A 24,684-nucleotide genomic window follows, 5' to 3' on the forward strand; every position below is an offset into this window, starting at 1 on the left:
TCCAGTTACGGAGGAAGCAGCATGGACTTCGATCTCGTTCTGCAGGGCACAGTGGTGCTGCCGGACCGCATTGTCGAAGAGGGCTATGTCGCCGTGCGCGACGGCAAAATCGCCGAGGTCGGCCTCGGCGTGCCGCCTGCGGGCCGCGAACGGCATCTGCTCGGAAAAGCGCTGATCCTGCCCGGCGCGATCGACGCGCAGGTGCATTCGCTTTCCCAGAAAGACCAGGAGGACTTCCTCTGGTCGACACGCTCGGCGGTGGCCGGCGGCGTGACAACGATTGTCGACATGCCCTATGACGAGGGCAATCTCGTCTGCTCGGCGGCGGCGGTGAAGCGGAAGATCGATCATGCCGGTCCGCAGGCGCGCGTCGACTTTGCGCTCTACGGCACCGTCGATCCGGAAGAAGGCCCGGCGCGCATCCGTGAGATGGTCGAGGCAGGCGTCGCGGCCTTCAAATTCTCGACCTTCGGCACCGATCCCAAGCGCTTTCCGCGCATTCCGCCGGCCCTGCTCGACGCCTGCTTTGCGGCAATCGCGCCGACGGGGCTGACGGCGGGCGTGCACAATGAAGACGACGAGGCGGTGCGCACGTACATGGAACAGGTGAAGGCGAGCGGCATCACCGACTGGCGGGCGCACGGCCTGTCGCGGCCGCCGATCACCGAGCTGCTGGCGATGCACACGATCTTCGAGACGGGTGCTGTGACCCACTGCCCGGCGCATGTGGTGCACTGCTCGCTCGGGCGCGGCTACGATATCGCGCGTGCCTATCGCCGCGACGGTTTTGCGGCGACGGTCGAATGCTGCATCCACTACCTGACGCTCGACGAGGAAAACGATGTGAAGCGGCTCGGCGGCAAGGCGAAGATCAATCCGCCGGTGCGGCCGCGCGCCGAGGTGGAGAGGCTATGGCGGAAGGTGGCGGAGGGTGATGTCTGGCTGGTTTCGACCGATCACGTCAGCTGGTCGGAAAACCGCAAGACCAATCCCGACATGCTCGCCAACGCCTCCGGTGTTCCCGGCCTCGAGGTGATGGTGCCGCTTTTCGTGAAAGGTGCCACCGAACGCGGCATTCCGCTGACATGGGCAGCCAGGCTGATGGCGGAGAACCCGGCGAAGCATTTCCGGCTCGACCATATCAAAGGTGCGCTGACAGCGGGCAAGGATGCCGATATCGTCGTGCTCGAGCCGCGCGAAAGCGTCTATGATGCGTCGGCGAGCGGCAACAACATCGTCGGCTGGAGCCCCTATAACGGCATCCGCCTGCCCTGGACCGTTTCCACCACCTATCTGCGCGGCGAAAAGATCGCCGAAGGCGCCAAGGTGCTGGCCGAGCCCGGTACCGGGCGCTTCGTACGGCCGCTGCCGCGCCAGCTCATTGCGGGAGCTGAAGCATGAGCCGCAATCTACCCGTCAATGCCGGCCGGATCGCTGAAGATATCGAGGCGCTGGCCGGGATTACCGAGCCGGGGCACCCTTGGACGCGGCGGGCCTTCTCGCCGCTCTTCCTCGATGGCCGGGCCTATATCGAAGCGCGGATGAAGGCGGCGGGGCTGGAAACGCGAATCGATGCCGCCGGCAATCTGGTCGGACGGCGGACAGGCCGGAAACCGTGGCTCGGCACGATCATGGTCGGCTCGCATTCCGACACGGTGCCGGATGGCGGCCGCTTTGACGGCATTGCCGGGGTCATCTCGGCGCTGGAGGTGGCGCGCGCGCTTGTTGACCAGAATATCGAGCTCGATCACGATCTGGAAATCGTCGATTTCCTCGCCGAAGAGGTCAGCATCTTCGGCGTGTCCTGCATCGGCAGCCGCGGCATGACCGGCCAGTTGCCGGAGGCCTGGCTTTCGCGCGTCAGCGACGGGCGCGACCTGACCGAGGGCATCGCGCAGGTCGGCGGCAGACCCGATGTGCTGATGCAGCAGAACAGGCCCGATATAGCAGGCTTTCTGGAGCTTCATATCGAACAAGGCCCGGTGCTCGAAGCCGAAAAAGAGGATGTCGGCATCGTCACCGCGATCTCAGGCATCACCCGGATCGAGATCACCGTCGAAGGGCGGGCCGACCATGCCGGCACGACGCCGATGGACCGGCGGGCGGATGCGTTGGTGGCGGCATCACAGCTGGTGCTCGACATCCGCAACGCCGCCGCAGAACTTGCCAAAACGCCGGGGCATTTCGCAGCGACGGTCGGCGAATTCCGGATCGAGCCGAATGCCGCCAATGTCGTGCCGTCGAAGGTGGTGCTGTTGATCGATGGCCGTGCCGAAATCCGCGCCGACATGGAGGCATTCTGCCGCTGGCTCGACGGTCATGTCGAGAAGCTGGCGGCGGCCTATGGCGTGACGATCAAGACCCCGAACCGGGTTTCCGACAATCAGCCGACGCCTGGTGATGCCGGGCTGCTGTCGACCTTGGAGGCTGCCTGCGAGCGGGTCGGCGCAAAACATCGGCGCATGGCCTCCGGCGCAGGACACGACACGGCCTGGATCGCCAAGGTGGCGCCGGCGGCAATGATCTTCGTGCCTTGCCGCGAAGGCCGCAGCCATTCGGCCGATGAATGGGCTGAGAATGACGATATCGCGCTCGGCACCGCCGTGCTGTTCGAGGCGGTGCGCGAGATGGACAAAAGCTTGAATCAGGAGAAGGCGAATGGGACGCATACTCGTTGAGAAGGACGTGGAAGCTGCCGTCAAGGGCGGCTCCGTCTATGCCGCCGGCGGCGGCGGCTGGGCTGATCACGGGCGGATGCTTGGGCTTGCCGCCGTCAATGTCGGCAAGCCGGAGCTGGTCTCGATCGACGAGCTGAAGGACGAGGACTGGATTGCGACTGCGGCCGCGATCGGCGCGCCGGCCTCCACCACGCCCTGGGAAATGCAAGGCATCGACTATGTGAAGGCGGTGCAATTGCTGCAGGAGGCGCTCGGCGAAAAACTTTCCGGGCTGATCATCGGCCAGAACGGCAAATCCTCGACGCTGAACGGCTGGCTGCCGTCGGCAATCCTCGGCACCAAGGTGGTCGACGCGGTCGGCGATATCCGCGCACATCCGACGGGCGATATGGGCTCGATCGGCATGGCCGGCTCGCCCGAGCCGATGATCCAGACCGCCGTCGGCGGCAATCGCGCCGAAAACCGTTATATCGAACTGGTGGTGAAGGGGGCGACGGCAAAGATCTCGCCGGTACTGCGCGCCGCCGCCGACCAATCCGGCGGTTTCATCGCCAGTTGCCGCAATCCGCTCCGCGCCTCCTATGTCCGCAGCCATGCAGCACTCGGCGGCATCTCGATGGCGCTTGCGCTCGGCGAGGCAATCATCGCGGCGGAGAAGCGCAGCGGATCTGATGTCATCGACGCGATCTGCAAGACGACCGGCGGGCATATCCTTGCCGAGGGCGTCATTGCCCGCAAGGACGTCGTCTATACCAAGGAAGCCTTCGACATCGGCACGATCACCGTCGGCGCAGGCGACAAGTCGGTGACGCTGCATGTGATGAACGAATATATGGCGGTGGACGATGCGGATGGCGGGCGGCTAGCGACCTTCCCCGCGGTGATCACCACGCTTTCACCAGAGGGCGAGCCGCTGAGTGTCGGCCAGCTCAAGGAGGGCATGCATGTGTTCATCCTGCATGTGCCGATGGATATCATTCCGCTGTCGGCAAGCGTGCTCGATCCGACCGTCTATCCCGTCGTCGAAAAGGCGATGGGGATCGAGATCGCACGCTATGCACTGGCGACGAAGGCCTGAGCCATGGCGCGCGATCCCGGTCTCGAAGAACTGATGCGTGAGGAACTCGGCGATCGGTCCGGCCTTGCCGAAAAATCGATGTTCGGCGGCTGGGCCTTCATGCTGAACGGCAATCTTCTCTGCTGCGCGCGGAATGACGGCATGCTGATCCGTCTCGGCAAGGGCAATGACGGCTGGGCGCTTGGATTACCAGGCGTGATCCAGATGCTGTCGGGCGAGCGTGTCATGCATGGCTGGGTGCGAGGCGGTGCCGAGGTTTACGGCGACGATGCCCTGAGACGGCGTTTGCTTGATGCGGCGCTCGCCTATGTGGGATCGCTGCCGAGCAAATAGCAAACGATGCCATTCCCTTCTCCCCAGCGGGGAGAAGGGAAAGCAGAGAGCAAAACGAGGAACCCACGATGCCGAAGGCCAATCCACGTCATCCGAAATTTCCGATTCCCGGCGGGCCGGAACTGCGCGCCAAGGGCTGGCGGCAGGAGGCGCTGCTGCGGCTGCTCGAAAACGTGCTCTCCGTCGGCGAGGATCCCGACAATCTGATCGTCTATGCCGCTCTCGGCAAGGCAGCCCGCAACTGGGCGGCGCACAGAGGCATCGTCAAGGCGCTGACCGAGATGGAAGAGGACCATACGCTGCTCATCCAGTCCGGCAAGCCGATCGGGCTCGTTCGAACGCATGCCAAGGCACCGCTGGTCATCATGGCGAACTGCAATATCGTCGGGCAATGGGCAAAGGCCGAAGTGTTCTACGAGTTGCAGCGCAAGGGACTGATCTGCTGGGGCGGGCTGACCGCCGGCGCCTGGCAATATATCGGCAGCCAGGGCGTCATCCAGGGTACCTACGAAATCTTCATGCGCATCGCCGAGCGGCGCTTCGGCGGCGATCTCCTCGGCCGGTTCGTGCTGACGGCCGGCCTCGGCGGCATGGGTGGGGCGCAGCCACTCGCCGGCCGCATGGCAGGCGCTGCGATCCTCTGCATCGACATCGATCCGGAGCGGGCCCGCAAGCGCCAGCAGATAGGTTATCTCCAGGAAATCGCGCCCGATCTCGATACTGCCCTTCAGATGATCGATGCGGCGGTGAAGGACAAGCGGGCGCTTTCCGTCGGCCTCGTCGGCAATGCGGCGGAGGTCTATCCCGAGATCGCCCGCCGCGGCATCGTGCCCGATATCGTCACCGACCAGACCTCGGCGCATGACCTCGTCTACGGTTACGTGCCGAAGGGCATGAGCCTCGATCAGGTCAAGGGCCTGCGCGACGATGGGCAGGGCCAGCTTATGGCGGCAAGCCGCGCCTCAATCGTCGAGCATGTGACGGCGATGCTGGAGTTCCAGAAAAAGGGCTCGGAAGTCTTCGACAACGGCAATCTGATCCGCACGCAGGCCAAAGAGGGCGGCGTCGCCAATGCCTTCGACATTCCGATCTTCACCGAGGCCTATCTCAGGCCGTTGTTTGCCCGGGCGATCGGCCCATTCCGCTGGATGGCTCTGTCAGGCGAGGAGAGCGATATCGCCCGCATCGACGACCTGCTGCTCGAAATGTTCCCCGACAACAAAATCATCACCAACTGGATCCGGCTGGCGCGCGAGCATGTGCCCTTCGAGGGGCTTCCGGCACGGATCGCCTGGCTCGGCCATGGCGAACGCACGGCACTCGCTCGGCGCGTCAATGCGCTTGTGGCAGACGGCACGCTTAAAGGGCCGGTTGCCTTCTCCCGTGACCATCTCGACGCCGGCGCCATGGCGCATCCGAATATCATGACCGAGGGGATGAAGGACGGCTCCGATGCGATTGCCGACTGGCCGCTGATTGACGCGATGATGCTCTGCTCGTCAATGGCCGATCTGGTCGTCGTCCATTCCGGCGGCGGCGGCTATGCCGGCTACATGACGAGCTGCGGCGTCACCGTGGTCGCCGACGGCACGGACGACGCTGACGAACGGCTCGACCATGCGCTGACCAACGATACGGCGCTTGGCGTCATGCGCTACGCCGATGCCGGTTACGAGGAGGCGCTGGACGAGGTGGCGAAGAAGGACGTGCCCTATATCCGGCTTGGTTGATGTGCGGGAGGCGGACGTCAGGCAATTAGATTGGAGACTTCGAGAAGGTTGCCGTCGGGATCCCTGAAATAGACCGAGCGCAGACGTCCGGTCGCACCGGTGCGTTCGACCGGGCCCTCTTCGATCACAACGCCCGCGGCCTGTAGATCAGCAATGACATCGGCAAGCGGTGTCTCGGCGATGAAGCAGAGGTCGCCGGAGCCGGGTGTGGGACGTTTCGCCTTGGGATCGAATTCGCGGCCGGCCTGGTGCAGGTTGATCTTCTGGCGGCCGAACTTCAGCGCCTTGCGGCCTTCCGCAAAGGTTTCGACCGACATGCCGAGGTTGCGGGAATAGAAATCGCAGGTGATGGCGATATCGGTGACGTTCAGCACGAGATGATCGAGACGGTCTATGCGGATCATGCTTTTCTCCTCGCGAATTGCTGGGCAAAACAGGCGGAGACAAAGGCCAGCGCCAGCATGGCAAGCGTGAAGATAACGACGGCGACCCAGCCTTCCACCGCGAAGAACCAGCCGCCCGCCGAACCCATGAGGCTGGAGCCGACATAATAGGCGAGCATATAGAGCGACGAGGCGTGGCCCTTGGTGCCATGCGCCAGCTTGCCGACAAGGCCGCTGGCGATCGAATGGCTCATGAAGAAGCCGGTCGTGAGCACAGTTATGCCGAGGATGATGACCGGGAGCGAGGCAAAGAGCGTCAACGCGCTGCCGGCGGCGGTGAGTGCCAGACCGAAGAGAAGCACGGAAAAATGCCCGATCCTGTCTCCGAGCAGACCGCCGATCGAAGAGGCGCCGATGCCGAAGAGATAGACAGTGAAGATCAGCCCGAGTTCGGTCTGGTTGAGGCCGTAGGGCGGCGCCAAAAGGCGGAAACCGGCATAATTGTAGATCGTCACGAAGGAGCCCATCGCCAGGAAGGCGATGGCGAAGATGAAGGGCAGCGCCGGATTGGTGAGATGGCCGAGCCAGGCTTTTGCATGAAAACGCGGATCGAAGCCCGGCCTGCGGACGAAATTGCGTGATGGCGGCAAGAGGGCGATGAAGCCGATCGCGGCGGCAAGGCCAATGGCGCCGATGAGAAAAAGCGCCGGACGCCAGGTGAGATATTCGGCGAAGATGCCGGTCAGCACGCGGCCGGACATGCCGCCGAAGGCCGTGCCGCCGACATAAAGGCCCATGGTGGCGCCAAGGCCGCGCGGATCGATTTCCTCGGCGAGATAGGCCATGGCGACAGCAGGCACGCCGCCGAGAACGAGGCCTTGGAGAGCGCGGATGACGAGCAGCAGATGCCAGTTCGGGGCAAAGGCGGAGGCAATGGTCAGCGATGCCGCGCCGACCAGCGATATCGACATCAGACTGCGGCGGCCAAGGCCTTCCGAGACGGCGGCGGCGCAGACGATCGCGACTGCGAGGAAACCGGTGGAGAGCGAGAGCGACAGCGAGCTTTCGGCCGGGCTGACGGAGAATTGCTGCGAGAAGATCGGCAGCAGCGGCTGCACGCAATAGAGCAGCGAGAAGGTGGAGAAGCCGGAAAGGAAGAGCGCCAGGCTGGCGCGGCGATATGCGCCGGTGCCTCGGGTCAGGTAGTGTTTTTGTCCGGGGATCGCGGTTATCTCGGCGGTCTTCATTGCATGCGCTGACGTCGGCATATCTCATCCTTCCAGCCTCCGATCTAGTCAACGCCACTCCATTTGTCCAGTATATGAAACTGGCGATTCCGATAGGTTTTGGAGATGGCGATGGAGTTGCGACACCTGAGATATTTCCTGGCAGTGGCGGAGGAAGGCAATTTCACCCGTGCCGCCGGCAAGCTCGGCATCGGGCAGCCGCCGCTCAGCCAGCAGATCCGCGATCTGGAAAGAGAGGTGGGCGCGGCGCTGTTTCACCGCGTGCCGCATGGGGCCGAATTGACGTCAGCGGGCGCGGCCTTCCTCGGCGAGGCAAAGGCGTCGCTGGCGGCCGCGGAAAAAGCAAAACTTGCGGCGCAAAGCGCCAATCGCGGCGAGACCGGCCGGCTATCGCTCGGTTTCACCGCTTCCTCCGCCTTCAATCCCGTGGTCAGCACGACGATCCGCCGGTTTCGTGCGCGCTGGCCGGAGGTGCAACTGTCGCTGACGGAAATGAATACGCTGGCGCTGATGCAGAAGCTGGAACGCGGAGAGCTCGACGCCACCTTCATGCGCCCCAGCCTCGACGATCCCACGGGCATCCGGCTGCGGCGGCTGCCGGATGAGCCGATGGTGATTGCCCTGCCCGCCAACCATCCCCTGGCCCGGCGCAGCAAGCTACCGCTTGCGGCGCTGGCGGAAGAACCCTTCATCCTCTTTCCGCGGCTCGTGGGCTTGAGCCTCTACGACGATGTCGTGCTCGCCTGCCGCAGGGCGGGGTTCGAGCTGGCCGTGGCACAGGAGGCGCCGCAGATTTCCTCCGTTGTCAATCTGGTGGCAGCCGATCTCGGCGTCTCGATCGTGCCCGCCTCGATTTCGCAGATCAAGCTCGAAGGCGTGGCCTACCGGCCGATCGAGGGGCCGCCAGCCGTGGCGCGCCTGGCGCTGGCAATCCTGAAAACACATCGCTCGCCGGTTACCGAGAACCTGATCAGCCTGCTGAGTACATGAGTTAACCCGCCGGATCCCAATAGGGCGGATCGCCGAAGCTCTTCTTCAGATGATCGGCGATGGCGCGAAGCTTGGCGGAGGGATTTCGGCCTTCGGGATGGGCCATGTAGATGAATTCGGCCTCCGGCTTGTGGCCGACATCGATTTCGGCAAGCCGGCCCTCACGGATGGCCGGGCCGGCGATGAAGGCCGGCAGCAGCGCGATGCCGAGCCCGGCAATCGCGGCGTCGCGGAGCATGTCGCCATTGTTGATGCCGAGCGCCAGTTTCGCGCGGACGACGATCGCCCCGTCGGGCGTCTGGAAGCGCCAGTCGGCAACGCCGCGATTGGTGTAGAAGATGCCGCGATAGCTGTCGAGATCAGCCAGCGACGACGGAATTCCCTGGCGGGCGAGATAATCCGGCGAGGCGCAGAGAAGGCGGCGGCTGCGTGTGAGTTTCCAGGCGACCAGCCGGCTATCGGCGATCGGGCCGTTGCGGATGATGGCATCATAACCGTCCGAGGCGGCGTCGACGCGACGGTCATCGATATCGAGAGTCAGTTCAATCTCGGGATGTTCGGCGAGAAAGGGATAAAGCGCCGGGCCGAGATGCATGCGGCCGAAGGTGACGGGGGCGGCGATGCGGATCGGGCCTGACAGCGTTCCGCGCCGCTCGGCCATATCTGCCGCGGCTTCCTCGATCTCGCGCACGATGCGCGCGGCGCGCCCGAGGAAGACCGCGCCATCCTCCGTCAAGGTGAGCTTGCGCGTCGTTCGGTGCAGCAGCACGCCGCCGAGCGACTTCTCCAGTTCCGCCAGCCTTTCGCTGACGACAGATTTGGACAGCCGCAGACGCCGGGCCGCCTCGCTGACCGAGCCCGCCTCAACCACGGCGACGAAAGCCGCAATACCTTCGATCCTGATCATCGTTCGGCTTTTCCGAATTCGAGTTCCTCGATCTGGAGACTAATCCGAACGAAGGGAAAATGCCATCTTGCACTCATCGAAAGGGACGGCAGGGGCCGCCTCGCCTTAAATCTAGGAGATGGAACCATGAACCGCTTGAACAACAAGGTCGCAATCGTCACCGGCGCAAGCTCCGGAATCGGCCGCGCCACGGCAAAGCTCTTCGCCGCCGAAGGCGCCAAGGTCGTCGTCGGCGCCCGCCGCCAGGGCGAACTCGACAGCCTCATCGCCGAGATCAAGGCAGAGGGCGGCGACGCCATCGCCATTGCCGGCGACGTGCGCTCGGAAGACTATCACAAGGCGCTGGTCGCGGCCGCCGTGACGAATTACGGCAAGCTCGACATCGCCTTCAACAATGCCGGCACGCTCGGCGAAGCCGGTCCGAGCACCGCCGTTTCGGAAGCAGGCTTCAGCGAGGCGCTGGCGATCAATCTGACGGCCTCCTTCCTCGCCGCCAAGCACCAGATCGGGGCAATGGTGGAAAATGGCGGCGGTTCGGTGATCTTCACCTCGACCTTCGTCGGCTACAGCTTCGCCTTTCCAGGCGTTGCCGCCTATGCCGCCAGCAAATCCGGGCTGATCGGCCTGACGCAGGCGCTTGCCGCCGAGTTCGGCCAGCAGGGCGTGCGCGTCAATGCCATCCTGCCGGGTGCTGTTGATACCGACATGTATCGGGACATGAACGATACGCCTGAGAAGCAGGCCTTCGTCACCAATCTGCATGCGCTGAAGCGTGTCGCGACACCCGAAGAACTCGCCCGCTCGGTCCTCTACCTCGCCTCCGACGATGCGAGCTTCGTCACCGGCACGGCCTCGCTGGTCGACGGCGGCGCTTCGATCACCCGCACCTGAAATGGCTGGGCGCGATTAGGTTCGGGACTCTTCAACGCGCTGGCTTATCGCGCCGCTTTTTTCAGAGCATTCTCGCATCGAACAACAACGGGTCGCGGCCCAGCATTCGATCAAAGGAACGTCATCATGTCACGCCTGCAGAACAAGACAGCCCTCATCACCGGCGGCACCAGCGGCATCGGTCTCGAAACCGCCCGCCAGTTCATCGCCGAGGGCGCCCGCGTCGTCGTTACCGGCAGCAGCGCGGCAAGCGTCGAGGCGGCCCGCGCCGAACTTGGCGGCAAAGCCACCGCCATCCAGGCCGATGCCGGCAATGCGGTCGGCCAGAAGGCCGTCGCCGATAGCGTGAGAGAGGCTTTCGGCACGCTCGACATCCTCTTCGTCAACGCCGGGGTCGCCGAATTCGGGCCGCTGGAACAGTGGAGCGAAGCCGCCTTCGACAAGTCTGTTGATATCAACGTCAAAGGACCGTTCTTCCTGATTCAGTCGCTGCTGCCGATTTTTTCGAAGCAGGCCGCGATCGTGCTCAACACCTCGATCAACGCCCATATCGGCATGCCGAACTCCAGCGTCTATTCGCTGACGAAGGGCGCGCTGCTGACGCTTGCCAAGACCCTGTCGGGCGAACTCATCGGTCGCGGCATCCGCGTCAACGCCGTCAGCCCGGGCCCGATCGCCACGCCGCTCTACAGCAAGCTCGGGGCGTCGGAAGCGGATTCCAAGGCGATGACCGCGCAGATCCAGTCCCAGATCCCCGTCGGCCGCTTCGGGAACCCCAGCGAAGTCGCGAAGACGATCGTCTTTCTCGCCTCCGATGAGGCCGCCTATATCGTCGGCAGCGAACTCATCATCGACGGCGGGATGAGTAACCTCTGAACCCACGAAAATGACGGCTGACGTCATGAACGGGGCGGCGCCCGCCGGCTGCGGCCGATGGGTGCCGTCCCCGCGATTGCATGTTCTCCGCCAAAGGCTTAGGGTCGAGGACGGTCAGAAAAGGCGACGGGTAGAAAGCCATGGCTCTCAGCGGCAAACGCATCCTCCTCATCATCTCCGGCGGCATCGCAGCCTATAAGAGCCTGGATCTGATCCGCCGGCTGCGCGAGCGCGGCGCCAGCGTGCGCCCTGTGATGACCAAAGGCGCCCAGGAATTCGTCACGCCGCTTGCCGTCGGTGCACTGGCGGCGGACCATGTCTATCTCGATCTGTTTTCGCGCCAGGACGAACAGGATATCGGCCATATCCGCCTGGCGCGCGACTGCGACCTCGTGCTGATCGCTCCTGCCACCGCAGATCTGATGGCGAAGATGGCGAACGGGCTTGCCGACGATCTCGCCTCGACCGTGCTTCTGGCGACGAACAGGCCGGTGCTTGCCGCACCGGCGATGAACCCCGCCATGTGGGCGCATCCGGCGACCCGGCGGAATGCCGCGATGCTCCGAGCCGACGGCATCCGCTTCATCGGGCCGATGGCCGGCGAGATGGCGGAAAGCCGGGAGGCCGGGCTTGGCCGGATGGCGGAACCGCTGGAGATCGTCACTGCTGCCGAAACCATGCTCGACGATGGAGAAAAGCCGCTGAGGGGACGCAAGGCGATCGTGACGTCAGGACCGACGCATGAGCCGATCGATCCGGTGCGCTATATCGCCAACCGCTCCTCCGGCCGGCAGGGGCATGCGATTGCCGCAGCCCTGGCGAAGCTCGGGGCGGAGGTGACGCTGGTATCGGGGCCGGTGACGATCGCCGACCCTGTCGGCGTCAATGTCGTCCATGTCGAGCGGGCGGAGGAAATGCGTGATGCCGTGCTTGCGGCGCTGCCGGCCGACATCGCCGTGATGGTCGCAGCCGTGGCGGACTGGCGCGTCGCCTCGGCGGCCGACCAGAAGCTGAAGAAACATCCCGGCGAATCCATTCCGACGCTGGCGCTGACCGAGAATCCGGACATCCTGAAAACCGTCGGCCATCATACGATGCGGCCGAAGCTGGTGATCGGCTTTGCCGCCGAGACGCAGGACGTCGAAAGCAATGCGAAGGCGAAACTCGAAAGGAAAGGCGCCGACATGATCGTCGCCAATGACGTTTCTCCCGCGACCGGCATCATGGGGGGCAGCCGCAACAGCGTCAAACTCATTCGCCGCGACGGCGTCGAGCAATGGCCTGACCTGGCGAAGGAAGAGGTGGCGGAACGGCTGGCGGCGCTGATCGCCAAGCAGTTCAGCTAAAGCCGAGGGATCAGGCTGGAACGACGACGCGCTGCGGTTTGACGGCCGCCCGTTTGCCCGGTCGAAAATCCGCGACGTCGATTCCTCCCACGCCGACCGTGACGGCGCTGCCGTTCGGGATCTCCGCCCAGGCATCGCCATCGTCGTTCAGCGGCTCCGACACAAGACAATAGCCCTTGCCGACCGGCGAGGCATAAAGCGTCGGCGCCTTGCGATCGGTCGCATAGCGGATGGCATAAAGCGCCTTGCCGTCGGAGAAGGCAGCGGTAAAGCGCAGCAGCACCGAGCCGATGGTGTTTTCCGCGAGGTCCTCGATGAAGCCGATCATTTCCGCCATCGCAGCGACCGGCGCCTCGCGCAGACCGAACTGCAGCGCCAGCAGGAACATCAGCTCGGAATCGGTCGTGCCGCCGCGGGCATTGAACAACTCGTCGTCGAGCATCGCCTCCATCGGCCGGCGCAGGCGCTCGAAGCCGGAGATCTGGCCGTTATGCATGAAGGACCAGATGCCATGGGTGAAGGGGTGGCAGTTGTCGCGGCGCGTGCCGCCGCCTGTGGCAGCGCGGACATGGGCGAGGAAGAGGGGCGAACGGATCTGCCGCGCCAGGCTCTTCAGATTGCAATCCGACCAGGCGGGTAGGATATCGCGGTAGCGGCCGGGCTCTGGCCGATCACCATACCAGGCAATGCCGAAGCCATCGCCATTCGTCGCGGTCTTGGCGCGGGTGGCGCAATGCGACTGCTCGATCAGGGAATGGGCGGGCGAGGATACCAACTCCTCGAGATAGAGGGGGTCTCCGCGATAGGCTGCCCAGCGACACATGGCTCTTTGCTCCGGAACCCGCCGCATCGGCGGGAAATGCTGAAACGCAACTGAATTGTCGAATGTCGTCGCTAATAACAGCTTAACGCCCGGCCGGTTTGCAAGTGAAACATGACGATTTCTTGACGCCTGACCTCTTCAAATTCGGCGAAACGCTGTGTTCTTTTGTGAACACTGCGTTGTCTGCCCCGCAGACTTCGCGCCCGGCAGCCGGGCGGCTATAGTCGCCGCCAAGTTGAACCTCTAGGAGGACGCCATGTCGATCCGCCCCGTCAAGCATGAAAGTACTGCCACACCGACCATGGAAGGCGCCGGCGTCAAGCTGCACCGCGTCTTCGGCTTCGGCGATCCCGCGATGACCGATCCCTTCCTGATGATGGATGATTTCCGCAACGACAATCCGTCGGAATATATCCGCGGTTTTCCCTGGCATCCGCATCGCGGCATCGAGACGATCACCTATGTGCTCGCCGGCACCGTCGAGCACGGCGACAGCTTGGGCAATAGCGGCCTACTCGGCGCCGGCGACATCCAGTGGATGACAGCCGGCAGCGGCATCATGCACCAGGAAATGCCGAAGGGCGATTTTGCCGGCCGTATGCACGGCTTCCAGCTCTGGGCGAACTTGCCCTCCTCGCTGAAGATGACGGCGCCGCGCTACCAGGACGTCAAATCCACCGACATTCCTGTCGTCGTCGATGACGATGGCACCGCGGTGCGGGTGGTCTGCGGCGATTTCTGGGGCAAGGCCGGTCCCGTCGATGGCGTCGCCGCCGAGCCGATCTATCTCGACGTTTCGGTGCCGCCCGGCCGGAAGAAGCGGCTGCCGGTCGATACCTACCGCAATGCCTTCGCCTATATCTTCGCCGGCTCCGGCACCTTCCGCGATGCATCGAAACCCTTCGGCGTGCGCGTCGAGAAGGAAGTCGACGGCGAGGAATTGAATATCCGCGACATGTCCGGCAACCGCACGCTCGTGGTCTTCGACAGCGGCGACGAAGTGACGGTGCAGGCAGGCGACCAGGGCATCCGTTTCCTGCTTGTCTCCGGCAAGCCGATCGAGGAGCCGGTTGCCTGGCACGGCCCGATCGTGATGAATTCGCGCGAGGAAATCATGCAGGCGATGCGCGAACTGCAGAACGGCACCTTCATCAAAGCTGCGCACTGAACGCATTTCTCTCTTGCATCTGCGAAGAATCGGCCTACTTTTAAGCCATCAGCAACAGAACGAAAGGAAGGTGATCCAATGTCTAATGAGATTTCGGACCTCGTAACGGGCATGGAAGAGGTGAAGAAGGCGAGGCAGCCCTCGCTCTAATCCCCGCCTTCCTGGGGCTGCATAGACAGTCCAGGCCAGTTTGAGGCCAAACTCATGGAAAGGGTCGCTGAGGCGGCCCTTTTTTATTGTTTCGATGTCTTCATTGTCTTGAAGCCAGGCGTTGACGGAAGATCGAAATCCCATTACTCATAAAGTCATCAGATGACTTTATGAGTAATGGGATGCGAGCGCTCAGCAAGACCAATCTCGCCGATGAGGCGATCGAGGCGATCCGCGGCGACATTCTCGGCAAACGCTGGGCGGTCGGCGAGAAATTGCCGAATGAAGCCTCGCTGTCGGCCATGCTGTCCGTCAGCCGTGGCACGGTGCGCGAGGCGGTGCGCGTTCTGGTCTCCCAGGGTTATCTCGAAACAAGGCAGGGTTCGGGAACCTATGTCCGCGCCACCAGCGATGCCGGCCGGCCGCTGACGATGGCGCGGCGCGCCAGCCTGCGCGACCAGTTCGAGGCGCGCCTGGCGCTCGACGTCGAGGCCGCCCGGCTGACGGCGATCCGCAAGACGCCGGAGACGGTTGCCGGGCTTCGCCGGCTGCTTGCCGAACGCGGCAATTACGACGGCGGCAACCAGGCCGCCTTCATCGAACGCGACCTTGCCTTCCACAAGGCCGTCATCGCCGCTTCGGGCAACCGGGCGATGATCGAGATCTACGATTTCTTTTCGGCCTCGATCGCTGATACCATCGCGGCGACGCTCGGCAAGGATATTCCCGAGCCGGATATGCAGGCGCATGCCGATATCGTCGACGCCATCGAAACCGGCGATCCTGACAAGGCGGATGCGGCGGTGCGCCGTTTCATGGCGCCGGTTCTTGCCGCACTCGAGCGGATGATCCTGTCATGAACACGCCTGCCAACCATGCCATAAGCACGCTTGAGGCGGCCGACGAACTGCTGATCGATGCCGAGGCCGGCAGCCTTCCGCCGCCGCAGGCAACGCCGGTGCGGGGAGCGGCGGATCGTTTTCTGCTGGGCGCAAGCCTGGTGCTGATCGCCTTCAATCTGCGCCCGGTCTTCTCCAGCGCCTCGGCGCTGCTGCCGGAAATCAGCTCCGAACTCGGCCTCAGCGCGCTTGGCGCCAGCCTGCTGACGACGCTTCCGGTTGTCTGCCTCGGCGCCTTCTCGCCGCTTGCGCCTCGTCTTGCCCAGCGCTTCGGGACTGAACGCACGCTGCTCGGCGTTCTCCTGCTTCTGGCACTCGGCACCGCCTTGCGCGGCCTTTCCTCCGTGCCGCTGCTCTTCATCGGCACGGCCCTTGCGGGCGCCTGTATCGCTGTCGGCAATGTGCTGCTGCCGGGGCTGGTGAAGCGGGATTTCGCCGGGCGCGCCGCGCTGATGACCGGCTTCTACACGATGGCGCTTTGCGCCGGAGCGGCAAGTGCCGCCGGACTGACACTGCCGATCGAGCATGGGCTCGGCGGCTCCCTCGAAGGCGCGCTCGCCATCTGGGCGCTGCCGGCGCTCGCCGTCAGCCTGCTCTGGCTGCCTGAGGTTCTTCGCAACGGCAGACAGGCAAGGCGAAACGGCTTTCGCGTCGAAGGTCTCTGGCGCGACCGGCTCGCCTGGCAGGTGACGCTGTTCATGGGGCTGCAATCGGCACTTGCCTATTGTGTCTTCGGCTGGCTGGTTCCGATCTTGCGTGAACGCGGGCTCGACGGCGTCACCGCCGGGGCGATCGTTTCCCTGTCGGTGATGGTGCAGGCGGCATCCTGCCTGATCGTGCCGCATATCGCCGTGCGCGGCCGGGACCAGCGGCTGATCAATGCGAGCCTCTGCGGCGTCGCCGTCATTGCCCTGCTCGGCCTGCTCTTCGCGCCGCTTTCGACGGTCTGGCTGTGGGCGGTGCTGCAGGGCATCGGCCAGGGCGGGCTGATCGCGGCAGCCATGACGACGATCGTGCTGCGCTCGCGCGATCCCGATGTCGCCGCCCATCTTTCCGGCATGGCGCAATGCGTCGGTTATCTGCTCGCCGCCATCGGCCCGCTCATCGTCGGCCTCATCCGTGGCTGGACCGGCAGTTTTTCCTGGTGCGCCGCCCTCTTCGTCGCACTCGGACTGGGCGCAGCAATCAATGGCTGGAAGGCCGGGCGGGCGGTGGAGATCAATGTCCATGCGGTCGAAAAAGACGGCTGAGCCGTTCGCTCACCTATCCATCACCATCTCTTGATGCCGGTCGTCGGCAGCGGATGCTACGCTATCTCAGCCTCTCATTCCCGATCGCCGGAGGAGACATCTTGCGCATACGAACCCTGTTTCTGCTCGCCGCGCTTGTAGCATCGCTGGCCCCTGCCCTTTCCCATGCGCAGGAAAGCGATCCACCGAGGGCGAATGTCCAAAGCGGCGCGCGCGGCGGCGTATTGAAGCTGCTGCCGGCCGATTCCGTCACAGAGCACGCGCTGACGATCGGCGACCGGAAGCTCGCCTATACTGCCACCGCCGGCACGCTGGATCTCTTCGGCCAGGACGGGGCGCAGACCGGCGCGATCTTCTACACCGCCTATGTCGCGCGGGATGGCGGGGCGAACCGGCCTCTGACCTTTGCCTTCAACGGCGGGCCGGGTGCGGCGTCCGCCTTCCTGCATCTCGGGCTGGTCGGGCCGAAGGTGCTCGATTTCGGGCCGGACGGACGCGACGGCGCCAATGCGAAACTCGTCGACAACCCGCAAAGCTGGCTCGATTTCACCGACCTCGTGCTGATCGATCCGATCGGCACCGGCTGGAGCCGGACGGCGAGGGCCGACGACGCCTCCAATTATTATAACGTCAGTGCCGATGCTGAGAGCATCGCCAAGGCGATCGCGCTCTATGTCACACACAACAACCGTTCCAACTCGCCGAAATATCTTCTCGGCGAGAGTTATGGTGGCTTCCGCGCCGCCAAGGTCGCCTCGGCGCTTCAGGAGAGCCAGGGCATCATCGTCGCCGGAGCGGTGATGCTTTCCCCCTTGCTCGAGGGTCAGCTGATGTTCAATGCCGACCAGTTCCCGCTCGGTGCCGCGCTGGAGCTGCCGTCGCTGGCCGCCGCTGAACTCGACCGGCATAACGCCTTTGACGAAGAAAAGCAGAAGGCGGCCGAGACCTTCGCGCTCGGGGACTATCTGACGACGCTCGCCGGGCCGCCGCCGACGGGCGCCGACGCCGCCGCCTTCTATGGCAGGATCGCTCGCCTGACGGGCATTCCCGAGGATATCGTCACCCGCAACCGCGGCTTCCTCGGCAGTTCCTTCGTCAAACATTCAGATGAGGGCAGCGGCGAGGTGATGAGCTCTTACGACGCCTCCTTTGCAGCACCCGATCCCTATCCGGAATCGGATTACGATCGCGGCGACGACGCCATCCTCGACGGGTTCACCCGCGCTTATGGCGGGGCTTACGCCGACTATGCCCGCAACGAACTCGGTTTCAGGACCGAGATGACCTATTCGCTGCTCGACCGCGATATCAGCCGGCGCTGGGAATGGGGCGGCGGGCGCGGCGGCGGATCGCGCTTCCAGGCCAGCGCCACCGACGACATCAGGCAGCTGCTCGCCGCAAACCCGGCCTTCCATCTGCTGATCGCACATGGCTACAGCGATCTGGTGACGCCTTATGGCGTCAGCCGCTACGTGGTCGACCATCTGCCGCCCTCGCTCGCCAGTGGCCGTGTCGGACTGAAGCTTTATCGCGGCGGCCATATGTTCTATACAAGAGCTGAACAGCGGGCCGCCTTCACGGCGGATGCAAAGGCCTTCTACGCCACACACCTTGCCGCTCAGCCGGCCGACTAACGCGTGGCGATGTCTTGTCGCTAAACCGCTGTACAGTTTTGCGCGACATGCTTTGGGGACTTGCCGATGCATATTACCGGAGGATGCCACTGCGGCGCGATCCGCTATCAGGCGGAGATCGACCCGGAGCGGGTCTCGATCTGCCATTGCACCGATTGCCAGCGGTTGACGGGCTCGGCCTATCGCATCACCGCGCCGGCGCGGCCGGGAAGTTTCACGCTCACTTCAGGCGAGCCGAGAGGCTACGCAAAATATGGCGATAGCGGTGGTCTCAGCCGGCAATTCTTCTGCCCGAATTGCGGATCGCCACTCTACCGCACGGACGGCGACGGCGGCGGGTTCGGCATCCGCCTCGGCAGCATCGATCAGCGGCAGGAACTGGTGCCGAAGAAACAGATATGGTGCCGCTCGGCCCTGCCCGGGGTGGAGAATATCGAAACGCTTCCGCGCTTCGAGGGCGAGGATTAGGTTGGCCTCGGCTTAATACCCCGCCTTTATTCCGGCATAGGCATGTCCGGCCAGCTATCTGTCACGCCGGCCTGTACCGGGCGCTCCAGATAGGTGGATAGGGCGATATAGCTGCGGGTGCCGGTGACACCGGGAACGGCGTGGATCTGGGCGAGAAAAGCTTCCAAGGCCTGCGGGCTGGCGGTGCGGACCTTGAAGAGAACGCTGGCGTCGCCGGCGACCGAATGCATCTCCTCGACCTCGGGAAACTGCAGGACCTGCATCAGCCGCTCGCTCTTGCCCCAGCCGGCTGCCTCCACATGCACGAAGGCAAGCAGCGGCTTGCCGAGGGCTGCGCCATCCAGCGCGGCATGCACGCCTTTGATGGCGCCGGATTGTCTCAGGCGGCGCACCCGCTCATGCACGGCCGGCGCCGACAGGCCGACCGCTTCGCCAAGCCTGGCATAGCTCTGGCTGCTGTCGGCGGCGAGCGCGGCTAATATTCTTCGGTCGAATGCATCGATGACTGCCTGCTGCCTGCGTCCCTGCCGAAGATCGTCTGTATTTTTCGCCATTCCGCAAGCTCCCCTTTCTGCCGAAGAATAATCGCCGATACTGGCGTTCTTCAACAGAATATTCGGAAGAGGAGGAAACTCATGGAGACGATCGCGCGCAATCCGGCAAACGGGATCTATGCGGCCAGCCCTGATTACATCCATGCGCTGGAGGTCAGGCATCCATCCCGGCTGCTCTTCGTCAGCGGTACGATGGGTCTCGATCAACAGGGAATGGCGGCGGCCGATCTGGAAGGCCAGTTGGACCTCATCTGGTCCAATCTGCGCGCCATCCTCACCTCCGCTGATATGACGGTGGACAATATCGTGCGACTGACGAGCTATCTCAGCGACGGCGCCTTTGTGGAGGCGAACCAGAATGCCCGTCTTCGGGCGCTTGGCGGCCGCGCCGTGCCGACCACGGCGATCATCGTCGAAACGCTGCGCGACGACTGGCTCGTCGAGATCGAGATCATCGCCGCCGGCTGACCGGCACATTGGCCATCGCACCCGAGGGGTGCGATGGCCGCGGCGATCAAGCCGCCTGTTTCAACAGGCCGAGCGCCTCGGCCAGATCGACCTCGCCGCGGAAACCGCCGCTGCTTTTCGCGTCCTGCCGATGCTCGATCGCATGGGCAAAACGCACGGCGGCCTCCTGCTGCATGCGCTCATAGAGGCGATGCAGGCCGGGGAACTGCCGGCGGTCGACGACCTTGTGAAAATCGTTCCAGCGGGCGATGCCGACGAAATAGGCGTCCGCCAGGCTTGGGCCATTGCCGAGAAGCCATTCGCGGCCGTCAAGCAGACGCTCCAGCGTATGATGCGCCTTTTCGACCGCGGCGATGCCATAGGCCGTGAGGACCTGCTTCTGCTGCGGCTCCAGCGGATGCTCGATCGCATACCAGAGCGGGCCGAAGGCCTGGAAGAAGGTGGTGTTGAGAAAGGCCAGCATCTGGTTCAGGCGATCGAAATCCGCCGAGCCCTGCGCAAAGCCCAGACCACTGCCGATCGCGCGGGCGTCGATATGGTGCAAGATCGCCATGCTTTCGCTGATCGCCCTGCCATCTTCGAGCAGCAGCGACGGCGTTTCGCCGACCCTGTTGATCCGCTTGTATTCTTGGCTGGAGACTATTTCCGGCATCTCGACGCGGCAGAGCCGATAAGGCAGGCCGGACCATTCCAACGCGACGATCGAGCCGAAGGAGCAGCCCTCCGGCACGCCGTAAAACAATATGGGTGACATCAATCGTTCCTTTCAGAATTGAACCCGTTTGGACGCGATGAATGTGAAGATATGGACGATCCCGCGGTAGAGGCTATAAATGCATCGCAATGTCCACATATCTGGAAGCTGGCGATGGCGCTCTTCAACCTCAACGACCTTCATCTTTTCGTGCAGGCCGTCGACAGCGGCAGCTTTACCGCCGCGGCGAGACATCTCGGCATTCCGAAATCGACGGTGAGCAAGCGGGTTGCAGAGCTGGAGGCACGGCTTGGCGTCCGGCTGATCCAGCGCACGTCGCGAAGCTTTGCGCTGACCGAGCTCGGTCGGGAATTCTTTCAGCATGCCCAGGCCTCGATCATCGAGGCGGAGATGGCCGAGGGCATCGTGCGGCGGCATCTGGCCGAACCCGCCGGCAGCGTTCGCCTGACCGCCTCGGTGCCGACGGCGCAGTTTACCTTGACGGAGCATCTGCCGGCGCTGGCTGTGCGCTATCCGAAGCTCCGGCTCTCCGTGCACGTGACGGACCGTTTCGTCGATATCGTCCAGGAAGGGTTCGACATCGCGTTGCGCAGCCACCGTGGGCCACTGCCGGATTCGGCGCTGGTGCAGCGGAAGCTCGCCAGCCATCCCTTCTACATTCTCGCCTCGCCGGATTATGTCAGCGCCCATGGCGAACCGCACCTGCCGGAGGAGCTGGCACAGCATGCGACGATCATGACCAGCCTGACGGAGGACCAATGGCGGCTTTACTCGGGCGGCGACGAGGCTCTCGTCGCGCTGCATTCCGTCATGGCGGCGGATGAGCCTTATGTCTTGATGGAAATGGCCATGTCGGGGCTCGGCATTACCTGCCTGCCGACATCCGTCTGCCGCAAGGCGCTGGCCGACGGGCGGCTGGTGCGGGTGCTGCCGGAATGGACGGCCGGCAGCATCGAGACGACGATCCTGATGCCGCACCGGCGCGGCCAACTGCCGGCAGTGCGCGCCGTCGTCGATTTCCTGGCCGAACGGCTTGGCGGTTAGCTATCACGCCGCCTTGGCGGCGTGATATTCCTTGATCGCGACCATCTTGATCGCCGGATGGCGCTCGGACTCGTAACGCAGCGAGAACCCGTCCTGGGCGAGGAAGACCGGATCGCCGTCGAGATCGCGGGCGATATCGCCGCGTTTGACGGTGAGGAATTTCTCGAGATCGGCCGGCTGCTCGGCCGAGATCCAGCGGCAGACGGAAAAACGCGACATTTCGAAGGAGACCGGCAGGCCGTATTCGGCCATCAGCCGCTCCTTCAAGACGTCGAGCTGCAGGGCGCCGACGACGCCGACGATCGCCGGCGAGCCGTCTTCCGGCGAAAACAGCTGGACGACGCCTTCTTCGGCCATCTGCTGCAGGGCTTCCTTCAACTTCTTCGCCTTCATCGCGTCTTCCAGGCGCACGCGGCGCAGGATCTCCGGCGAGAAGTTCGGCACACCCTGGAAGACCAGCGATTCACCCTCGGTCAGCGTATCGCCGATCCGGAGCGTGCCGTGGTTGGGAATACCGACGACGTCGCCGGCATAGGCGGTGTCGGCGAGCTGGCGCTGCGAGGCGAAGAAGAATTGCGGCGCCGTCAGGCCGAGCTGTTTGCCGGTGCGGGCAAGCCTTGCCTTCATGCCACGCTCGAGCTTGCCGGAGCAAATGCGGGCAAAGGCGATGCGGTCGCGGTGGTTGGGGTCCATATTGGCCTGGATCTTGAAGACGAAGGCCGTCATCTTGTCGTCGGTCGCATGCACGGTCCTGGTATCGGCGACCTGGTCACGCGGCGGCGGCGCGAAATCGCCGAGCGCGTTGATGAGGTCGCGAACGCCGTAATTGCGCAGCGCCGAGCCGAAGAAAACCGGCGTCATATGGCCTTCCAGGAAGGCCTGGCGGTCGAAGGGACGGCAGGCCTCAATCGCCAGCTCGGTCTCCTCGACGAAGACCTGGCGCTCGTTTTCCGGCAGCCTGCCGGCCACGCTTTGCGGGCCGTTGACCGGCGTTCCCTCGATTTCGGTATCCGAACCGCGCACCGTGTTGGCGGCGATATTGTAGGAGCCGCAAAAGGTCTTCGAGCGGCCGATCGGCCAGGTGATCGGCGCGGTATCCAGCGCCAGCTTCTCTTCCACCTCATCGAGGATCTCGAAGGGATCGCGGCTTTCGCGGTCCATCTTGTTGATGAAGGTGATGATCGGGATATCACGCATGCGGCAGACTTCGAAGAGCTTCAGCGTGCGCGGCTCGATGCCCTTGGCGGCATCGATGACCATGACGGCGGCATCGACGGCCGTCAGCGTGCGATAGGTGTCGTCGGCGAAATCCTCGTGACCCGGCGTGTCGAGGATGTTGAAGACATTGTCGTTATATTCGAAGGTCATCACCGAGGTGACGACGGAGATGCCGCGTTCGCGCTCGATCTTCATCCAGTCGGAGCGCGTCTGCATGCGATCCTTCTTCGCCTTGACTTCGCCGGCAAGCTGAATGGCGCCGCCGAACAGCAGCAGCTTTTCGGTGAGCGTCGTCTTACCCGCGTCCGGGTGGGCGATAATAGCGAATGTGCGGCGGCGGGAGACCGCCTCGGCGAGACTTTCGGCCATACTTGTGAATCCTGTGGAATTGCCGCGTATCTAGCGACTAAAGCCCGGCTTTGCAATTGACCTGAGGCCCTCGGGCGCAAAGTAATGGGCCATGACCATTCATCACGATACGCGCCCGACGCTGAACCTGATCCGCTTAGCCAATGGCGAAGGCCTCGACCTGCCCGCCTATGAAAGCAAGGGAGCGGCCGGCATGGACCTGCGCGCTGCCGTCGACGAGGCAGCACCGCTGACGCTTCTGCCCGGCAAACGGGCGCAGGTGCCGACCGGCTTCATCTTCGAGATCCCCGAAGGTTTCGAGGGACAGGTGCGGCCACGCTCCGGCCTGGCCTTCAAAAATGGCATCACCTGCCTGAATACGCCGGGCACCGTCGACAGCGACTATCGCGGCGAGGTGAAGGTGCTGCTCGTCAATCTCGGCGAGGAAGCCTTCGTCATTTCGCGCGGCATGCGCATCGCCCAGATGGTGATCGCGCCGGTGACCCAAGCGCGGGTGGCGGAGATTACCGAAGCAAGCGAAACGATGCGCGGCGCAGGCGGCTTCGGCTCCACCGGCGTCTGATGGCAGAGCGCCCCGACAGCGCGGGCCTGACCTTCCGGCAGGAATATTTCGGCGACCCCGCCGGCTGGGCGGCACTGGTCTGCCTGCTTAGGGATATTTTCGGCATCGATATCGGGCCGCTGCAACAGCTTGGCGGACCCGACCCCACCAGCATGCCGTTCGGCTGGTTTGATGCTGAAGGCGAACTTGCGGCCAATATCTCAGCTTTCTCACTGCCCTTCGTTCTCAATGGCAGGATCGTCCATGCCGCCGGGCTGCAATCCGGCGCCGTGCGGCCACCATGGCGCGGCCGCGGACTCTATCGCGACGTCACGGTGAAAGCGCTCGACTGGTGCGATCGGCAGGGTTTTGAGGCGGTCATCCTCTATACCGACAAGCCGTCGCTCTACGAAGCCTACGGCTTCCGCGCGATACCGCTGCACCGATATGAGGGAGCGGCGCCCGACCCTTCACCAGCCGCACCTGCCCGGCCGCTTTTACCGACGAATGCGGGCGATCTCGCGCTGCTGCAAGCGCTGCTGAAAGGACGCAACCCGGTTTCGACCTCGCTGGCGGTCACAGTCAATGCGGCAATGTTTCTGATCAACACGCAGCTCGATCCCGATGTCCGGATCAGCTTCCTGGAAGACAAACAGGCGGTGATCGCCTGGAAGATCGATGAGGCGGGCCGCTTCAGCCTTCTCGATGTGGTGGCGGCTGATATGCCGTTGCTTGCCGTGATCCTTAGCGGGCTTAAGATCGCCCCCGCCTCCGTCGAGGTGCATTTCCGTCCCGACAAGCTCGGCTGGGAGGGTGTTCCACAATCGTTGGAAAGCGGCACGAGGCTGATGCTGCGCGGGCTCGGCGATGCCACCCCGGATTTTCCAGCGATGTTGTCGCCGATGGCGGAATTCTAGAGCAGTT

General features: G+C 63.9%; 25 protein-coding genes. 18 read left to right on the forward strand and 7 right to left on the reverse strand.

Annotated features, from left to right (window positions below):
* Window positions 1-21: 21 nt before the first annotated feature.
* From ACM5SV_RS16450 to ACM5SV_RS16470, 5 genes are all read left to right on the forward strand, one after another.
* Window positions 22-1,401 carry a dihydroorotase gene (locus ACM5SV_RS16450; RefSeq protein ID WP_222015182.1) on the forward strand — a complete coding sequence of 460 codons (1,380 nt, stop codon included), beginning with the start codon at window positions 22-24 and terminating at the stop codon, window positions 1,399-1,401.
* Window positions 1,398-2,678: a Zn-dependent hydrolase gene (locus ACM5SV_RS16455; RefSeq protein ID WP_222015180.1), complete on the forward strand. Its 1,281-nt coding sequence runs from the start codon at window positions 1,398-1,400 to the stop codon at window positions 2,676-2,678. Before ACM5SV_RS16450 ends, ACM5SV_RS16455 begins: the two co-directional genes overlap by 4 nt.
* Entirely contained in the window at window positions 2,659-3,756 is a 1,098-nt protein-coding gene (locus ACM5SV_RS16460; RefSeq protein ID WP_222015177.1) for a DUF917 domain-containing protein, read from the forward strand. Before ACM5SV_RS16455 ends, ACM5SV_RS16460 begins: the two co-directional genes overlap by 20 nt.
* 3 nt (window positions 3,757-3,759) lie before the next feature.
* On the forward strand, window positions 3,760-4,089 hold the full coding sequence (locus tag ACM5SV_RS16465; RefSeq protein ID WP_222015175.1) for a TfoX/Sxy family protein: 330 nt from the start codon (window positions 3,760-3,762) through the stop codon (window positions 4,087-4,089).
* A gap of 68 nt (window positions 4,090-4,157) precedes the next feature.
* Complete coding sequence (locus ACM5SV_RS16470) at window positions 4,158-5,819, forward strand: urocanate hydratase (protein WP_222015166.1); 1,662 nt, start codon at window positions 4,158-4,160, stop codon at window positions 5,817-5,819.
* Between the two features lie 17 nt (window positions 5,820-5,836).
* On the opposite strand, the gene ACM5SV_RS16475 is transcribed toward ACM5SV_RS16470, so the two are convergent.
* Both ACM5SV_RS16475 and ACM5SV_RS16480 read right to left on the reverse strand, forming a co-directional pair.
* Window positions 5,837-6,223: a VOC family protein gene (locus tag ACM5SV_RS16475; RefSeq protein ID WP_222015164.1), complete on the reverse strand. Its 387-nt coding sequence runs from the start codon at window positions 6,221-6,223 to the stop codon at window positions 5,837-5,839.
* The gene (locus tag ACM5SV_RS16480; RefSeq protein ID WP_222015158.1) at window positions 6,220-7,470 is read right to left on the reverse strand and encodes an MFS transporter; all 1,251 of its coding nucleotides are present in this window, start codon (window positions 7,468-7,470) and stop codon (window positions 6,220-6,222) included. Before ACM5SV_RS16480 ends, ACM5SV_RS16475 begins: the two co-directional genes overlap by 4 nt.
* 90 nt (window positions 7,471-7,560) lie before the next feature.
* Here ACM5SV_RS16480 and ACM5SV_RS16485 point away from each other — a divergent pair, with 90 nt between their 5' ends.
* Entirely contained in the window at window positions 7,561-8,439 is an 879-nt protein-coding gene (locus ACM5SV_RS16485) for a LysR family transcriptional regulator (RefSeq protein WP_221974812.1), read from the forward strand.
* A gap of 1 nt (window position 8,440) precedes the next feature.
* On the opposite strand, the gene ACM5SV_RS16490 is transcribed toward ACM5SV_RS16485, so the two are convergent.
* Window positions 8,441-9,346 (reverse strand): LysR family transcriptional regulator, encoded by a 906-nt coding sequence (locus ACM5SV_RS16490; protein ID WP_128408244.1) that lies wholly within the window; start codon window positions 9,344-9,346, stop codon window positions 8,441-8,443.
* A 126-nt stretch (window positions 9,347-9,472) separates the two neighbouring features.
* Here ACM5SV_RS16490 and ACM5SV_RS16495 point away from each other — a divergent pair, with 126 nt between their 5' ends.
* The 3 genes from ACM5SV_RS16495 to coaBC all read left to right on the forward strand — a co-directional run bounded on the left by ACM5SV_RS16495 (window position 9,473) and on the right by coaBC (window position 12,459).
* The gene (locus ACM5SV_RS16495) at window positions 9,473-10,237 is read left to right on the forward strand and encodes an SDR family oxidoreductase (RefSeq protein WP_222015157.1); all 765 of its coding nucleotides are present in this window, start codon (window positions 9,473-9,475) and stop codon (window positions 10,235-10,237) included.
* A gap of 126 nt (window positions 10,238-10,363) precedes the next feature.
* Window positions 10,364-11,113 carry an SDR family oxidoreductase gene (locus ACM5SV_RS16500; RefSeq protein ID WP_222015156.1) on the forward strand — a complete coding sequence of 250 codons (750 nt, stop codon included), beginning with the start codon at window positions 10,364-10,366 and terminating at the stop codon, window positions 11,111-11,113.
* A gap of 140 nt (window positions 11,114-11,253) precedes the next feature.
* The gene (gene coaBC, locus ACM5SV_RS16505; protein ID WP_033181273.1) at window positions 11,254-12,459 is read left to right on the forward strand and encodes a bifunctional phosphopantothenoylcysteine decarboxylase/phosphopantothenate--cysteine ligase CoaBC; all 1,206 of its coding nucleotides are present in this window, start codon (window positions 11,254-11,256) and stop codon (window positions 12,457-12,459) included.
* A 10-nt stretch (window positions 12,460-12,469) separates the two neighbouring features.
* Here coaBC and ACM5SV_RS16510 read toward each other — a convergent pair whose 3' ends face one another.
* Complete coding sequence (locus ACM5SV_RS16510) at window positions 12,470-13,282, reverse strand: class II glutamine amidotransferase (protein WP_033181272.1); 813 nt, start codon at window positions 13,280-13,282, stop codon at window positions 12,470-12,472.
* A 256-nt stretch (window positions 13,283-13,538) separates the two neighbouring features.
* Between ACM5SV_RS16510 and ACM5SV_RS16515 the strand changes: the two genes are divergently transcribed.
* The 5 genes from ACM5SV_RS16515 (at window position 13,539) to ACM5SV_RS16535 (ending at window position 18,851) form a co-directional block, all read left to right on the forward strand.
* Window positions 13,539-14,450, forward strand: coding sequence for a pirin family protein (locus ACM5SV_RS16515; protein WP_222015154.1), 912 nt, complete (start codon window positions 13,539-13,541; stop codon window positions 14,448-14,450).
* A 332-nt stretch (window positions 14,451-14,782) separates the two neighbouring features.
* Window positions 14,783-15,460 carry a FadR/GntR family transcriptional regulator gene (locus ACM5SV_RS16520; RefSeq protein WP_017995831.1) on the forward strand — a complete coding sequence of 226 codons (678 nt, stop codon included), beginning with the start codon at window positions 14,783-14,785 and terminating at the stop codon, window positions 15,458-15,460.
* Window positions 15,457-16,749 (forward strand): CynX/NimT family MFS transporter, encoded by a 1,293-nt coding sequence (locus tag ACM5SV_RS16525; RefSeq protein ID WP_222015152.1) that lies wholly within the window; start codon window positions 15,457-15,459, stop codon window positions 16,747-16,749. The genes ACM5SV_RS16520 and ACM5SV_RS16525 overlap by 4 nt, the downstream gene beginning before the upstream one ends.
* 101 nt (window positions 16,750-16,850) lie before the next feature.
* Window positions 16,851-18,383, forward strand: a complete 1,533-nt coding sequence (locus ACM5SV_RS16530) for a S10 family peptidase (protein WP_222015151.1) — start codon at window positions 16,851-16,853, stop codon at window positions 18,381-18,383.
* A gap of 66 nt (window positions 18,384-18,449) precedes the next feature.
* On the forward strand, window positions 18,450-18,851 hold the full coding sequence (locus ACM5SV_RS16535; RefSeq protein WP_029873950.1) for a GFA family protein: 402 nt from the start codon (window positions 18,450-18,452) through the stop codon (window positions 18,849-18,851).
* Window positions 18,852-18,877: 26 nt separating this feature from the next.
* On the opposite strand, the gene ACM5SV_RS16540 is transcribed toward ACM5SV_RS16535, so the two are convergent.
* Window positions 18,878-19,459, reverse strand: coding sequence for an Lrp/AsnC family transcriptional regulator (locus ACM5SV_RS16540; protein ID WP_221990350.1), 582 nt, complete (start codon window positions 19,457-19,459; stop codon window positions 18,878-18,880).
* Window positions 19,460-19,486: 27 nt separating this feature from the next.
* Here ACM5SV_RS16540 and ACM5SV_RS16545 point away from each other — a divergent pair, with 27 nt between their 5' ends.
* Window positions 19,487-19,873, forward strand: coding sequence for a RidA family protein (locus ACM5SV_RS16545; protein WP_221990351.1), 387 nt, complete (start codon window positions 19,487-19,489; stop codon window positions 19,871-19,873).
* Between the two features lie 46 nt (window positions 19,874-19,919).
* Here ACM5SV_RS16545 and ACM5SV_RS16550 read toward each other — a convergent pair whose 3' ends face one another.
* Entirely contained in the window at window positions 19,920-20,627 is a 708-nt protein-coding gene (locus ACM5SV_RS16550; protein ID WP_222015149.1) for a glutathione S-transferase family protein, read from the reverse strand.
* Window positions 20,628-20,741: 114 nt separating this feature from the next.
* Between ACM5SV_RS16550 and ACM5SV_RS16555 the strand changes: the two genes are divergently transcribed.
* The gene (locus ACM5SV_RS16555; RefSeq protein WP_222015147.1) at window positions 20,742-21,632 is read left to right on the forward strand and encodes a LysR substrate-binding domain-containing protein; all 891 of its coding nucleotides are present in this window, start codon (window positions 20,742-20,744) and stop codon (window positions 21,630-21,632) included.
* Window positions 21,633-21,635: 3 nt separating this feature from the next.
* Here the strand turns inward: ACM5SV_RS16555 and ACM5SV_RS16560 are convergent, their stop codons facing one another.
* Window positions 21,636-23,219 (reverse strand): peptide chain release factor 3, encoded by a 1,584-nt coding sequence (locus tag ACM5SV_RS16560; RefSeq protein ID WP_011650148.1) that lies wholly within the window; start codon window positions 23,217-23,219, stop codon window positions 21,636-21,638.
* Window positions 23,220-23,310: 91 nt separating this feature from the next.
* Between ACM5SV_RS16560 and dut the strand changes: the two genes are divergently transcribed.
* Both dut and ACM5SV_RS16570 read left to right on the forward strand, forming a co-directional pair.
* The gene (gene dut / locus ACM5SV_RS16565) at window positions 23,311-23,781 is read left to right on the forward strand and encodes a dUTP diphosphatase (RefSeq protein ID WP_222015144.1); all 471 of its coding nucleotides are present in this window, start codon (window positions 23,311-23,313) and stop codon (window positions 23,779-23,781) included.
* Window positions 23,781-24,677 (forward strand): GNAT family N-acetyltransferase, encoded by an 897-nt coding sequence (locus ACM5SV_RS16570; RefSeq protein ID WP_179038734.1) that lies wholly within the window; start codon window positions 23,781-23,783, stop codon window positions 24,675-24,677. Before dut ends, ACM5SV_RS16570 begins: the two co-directional genes overlap by 1 nt.
* The last annotated feature ends 7 nt before the right edge of the window (window positions 24,678-24,684 follow it).

The organism is Rhizobium sp. CRRU65, from assembly GCF_048551595.1.
In the GTDB taxonomy this organism is placed as follows: Bacteria; Pseudomonadota; Alphaproteobacteria; order Rhizobiales; family Rhizobiaceae; genus Rhizobium; species Rhizobium leguminosarum_J.

What these genes read in the sequence shown, in the direction of transcription:
- ACM5SV_RS16515 (WP_222015154.1), top strand. Translation starts at nt 13,539, where the DNA reads ATGTCGATCCGCCCCGTCAAGCATGAAAGTACTGCCACACCGACCATG.
- ACM5SV_RS16570 (WP_179038734.1), top strand. Translation starts at nt 23,781, where the DNA reads ATGGCAGAGCGCCCCGACAGCGCGGGCCTGACCTTCCGGCAGGAATAT.
- ACM5SV_RS16490 (WP_128408244.1), bottom strand. Translation starts at nt 9,346, where the DNA reads ATGATCAGGATCGAAGGTATTGCGGCTTTCGTCGCCGTGGTTGAGGCG.
- ACM5SV_RS16460 (WP_222015177.1), top strand. Translation starts at nt 2,659, where the DNA reads ATGGGACGCATACTCGTTGAGAAGGACGTGGAAGCTGCCGTCAAGGGC.
- ACM5SV_RS16475 (WP_222015164.1), bottom strand. Translation starts at nt 6,223, where the DNA reads ATGATCCGCATAGACCGTCTCGATCATCTCGTGCTGAACGTCACCGAT.
- ACM5SV_RS16520 (WP_017995831.1), top strand. Translation starts at nt 14,783, where the DNA reads ATGCGAGCGCTCAGCAAGACCAATCTCGCCGATGAGGCGATCGAGGCG.
- ACM5SV_RS16455 (WP_222015180.1), top strand. Translation starts at nt 1,398, where the DNA reads ATGAGCCGCAATCTACCCGTCAATGCCGGCCGGATCGCTGAAGATATC.
- coaBC (WP_033181273.1), top strand. Translation starts at nt 11,254, where the DNA reads ATGGCTCTCAGCGGCAAACGCATCCTCCTCATCATCTCCGGCGGCATC.
- ACM5SV_RS16465 (WP_222015175.1), top strand. Translation starts at nt 3,760, where the DNA reads ATGGCGCGCGATCCCGGTCTCGAAGAACTGATGCGTGAGGAACTCGGC.
- ACM5SV_RS16485 (WP_221974812.1), top strand. Translation starts at nt 7,561, where the DNA reads ATGGAGTTGCGACACCTGAGATATTTCCTGGCAGTGGCGGAGGAAGGC.
- ACM5SV_RS16500 (WP_222015156.1), top strand. Translation starts at nt 10,364, where the DNA reads ATGTCACGCCTGCAGAACAAGACAGCCCTCATCACCGGCGGCACCAGC.
- dut (WP_222015144.1), top strand. Translation starts at nt 23,311, where the DNA reads ATGACCATTCATCACGATACGCGCCCGACGCTGAACCTGATCCGCTTA.
- ACM5SV_RS16545 (WP_221990351.1), top strand. Translation starts at nt 19,487, where the DNA reads ATGGAGACGATCGCGCGCAATCCGGCAAACGGGATCTATGCGGCCAGC.
- ACM5SV_RS16555 (WP_222015147.1), top strand. Translation starts at nt 20,742, where the DNA reads ATGGCGCTCTTCAACCTCAACGACCTTCATCTTTTCGTGCAGGCCGTC.
- ACM5SV_RS16480 (WP_222015158.1), bottom strand. Translation starts at nt 7,470, where the DNA reads ATGCCGACGTCAGCGCATGCAATGAAGACCGCCGAGATAACCGCGATC.
- ACM5SV_RS16525 (WP_222015152.1), top strand. Translation starts at nt 15,457, where the DNA reads ATGAACACGCCTGCCAACCATGCCATAAGCACGCTTGAGGCGGCCGAC.
- ACM5SV_RS16560 (WP_011650148.1), bottom strand. Translation starts at nt 23,219, where the DNA reads ATGGCCGAAAGTCTCGCCGAGGCGGTCTCCCGCCGCCGCACATTCGCT.
- ACM5SV_RS16550 (WP_222015149.1), bottom strand. Translation starts at nt 20,627, where the DNA reads ATGTCACCCATATTGTTTTACGGCGTGCCGGAGGGCTGCTCCTTCGGC.
- ACM5SV_RS16470 (WP_222015166.1), top strand. Translation starts at nt 4,158, where the DNA reads ATGCCGAAGGCCAATCCACGTCATCCGAAATTTCCGATTCCCGGCGGG.
- ACM5SV_RS16495 (WP_222015157.1), top strand. Translation starts at nt 9,473, where the DNA reads ATGAACCGCTTGAACAACAAGGTCGCAATCGTCACCGGCGCAAGCTCC.
- ACM5SV_RS16450 (WP_222015182.1), top strand. Translation starts at nt 22, where the DNA reads ATGGACTTCGATCTCGTTCTGCAGGGCACAGTGGTGCTGCCGGACCGC.
- ACM5SV_RS16510 (WP_033181272.1), bottom strand. Translation starts at nt 13,282, where the DNA reads ATGTGTCGCTGGGCAGCCTATCGCGGAGACCCCCTCTATCTCGAGGAG.
- ACM5SV_RS16535 (WP_029873950.1), top strand. Translation starts at nt 18,450, where the DNA reads ATGCATATTACCGGAGGATGCCACTGCGGCGCGATCCGCTATCAGGCG.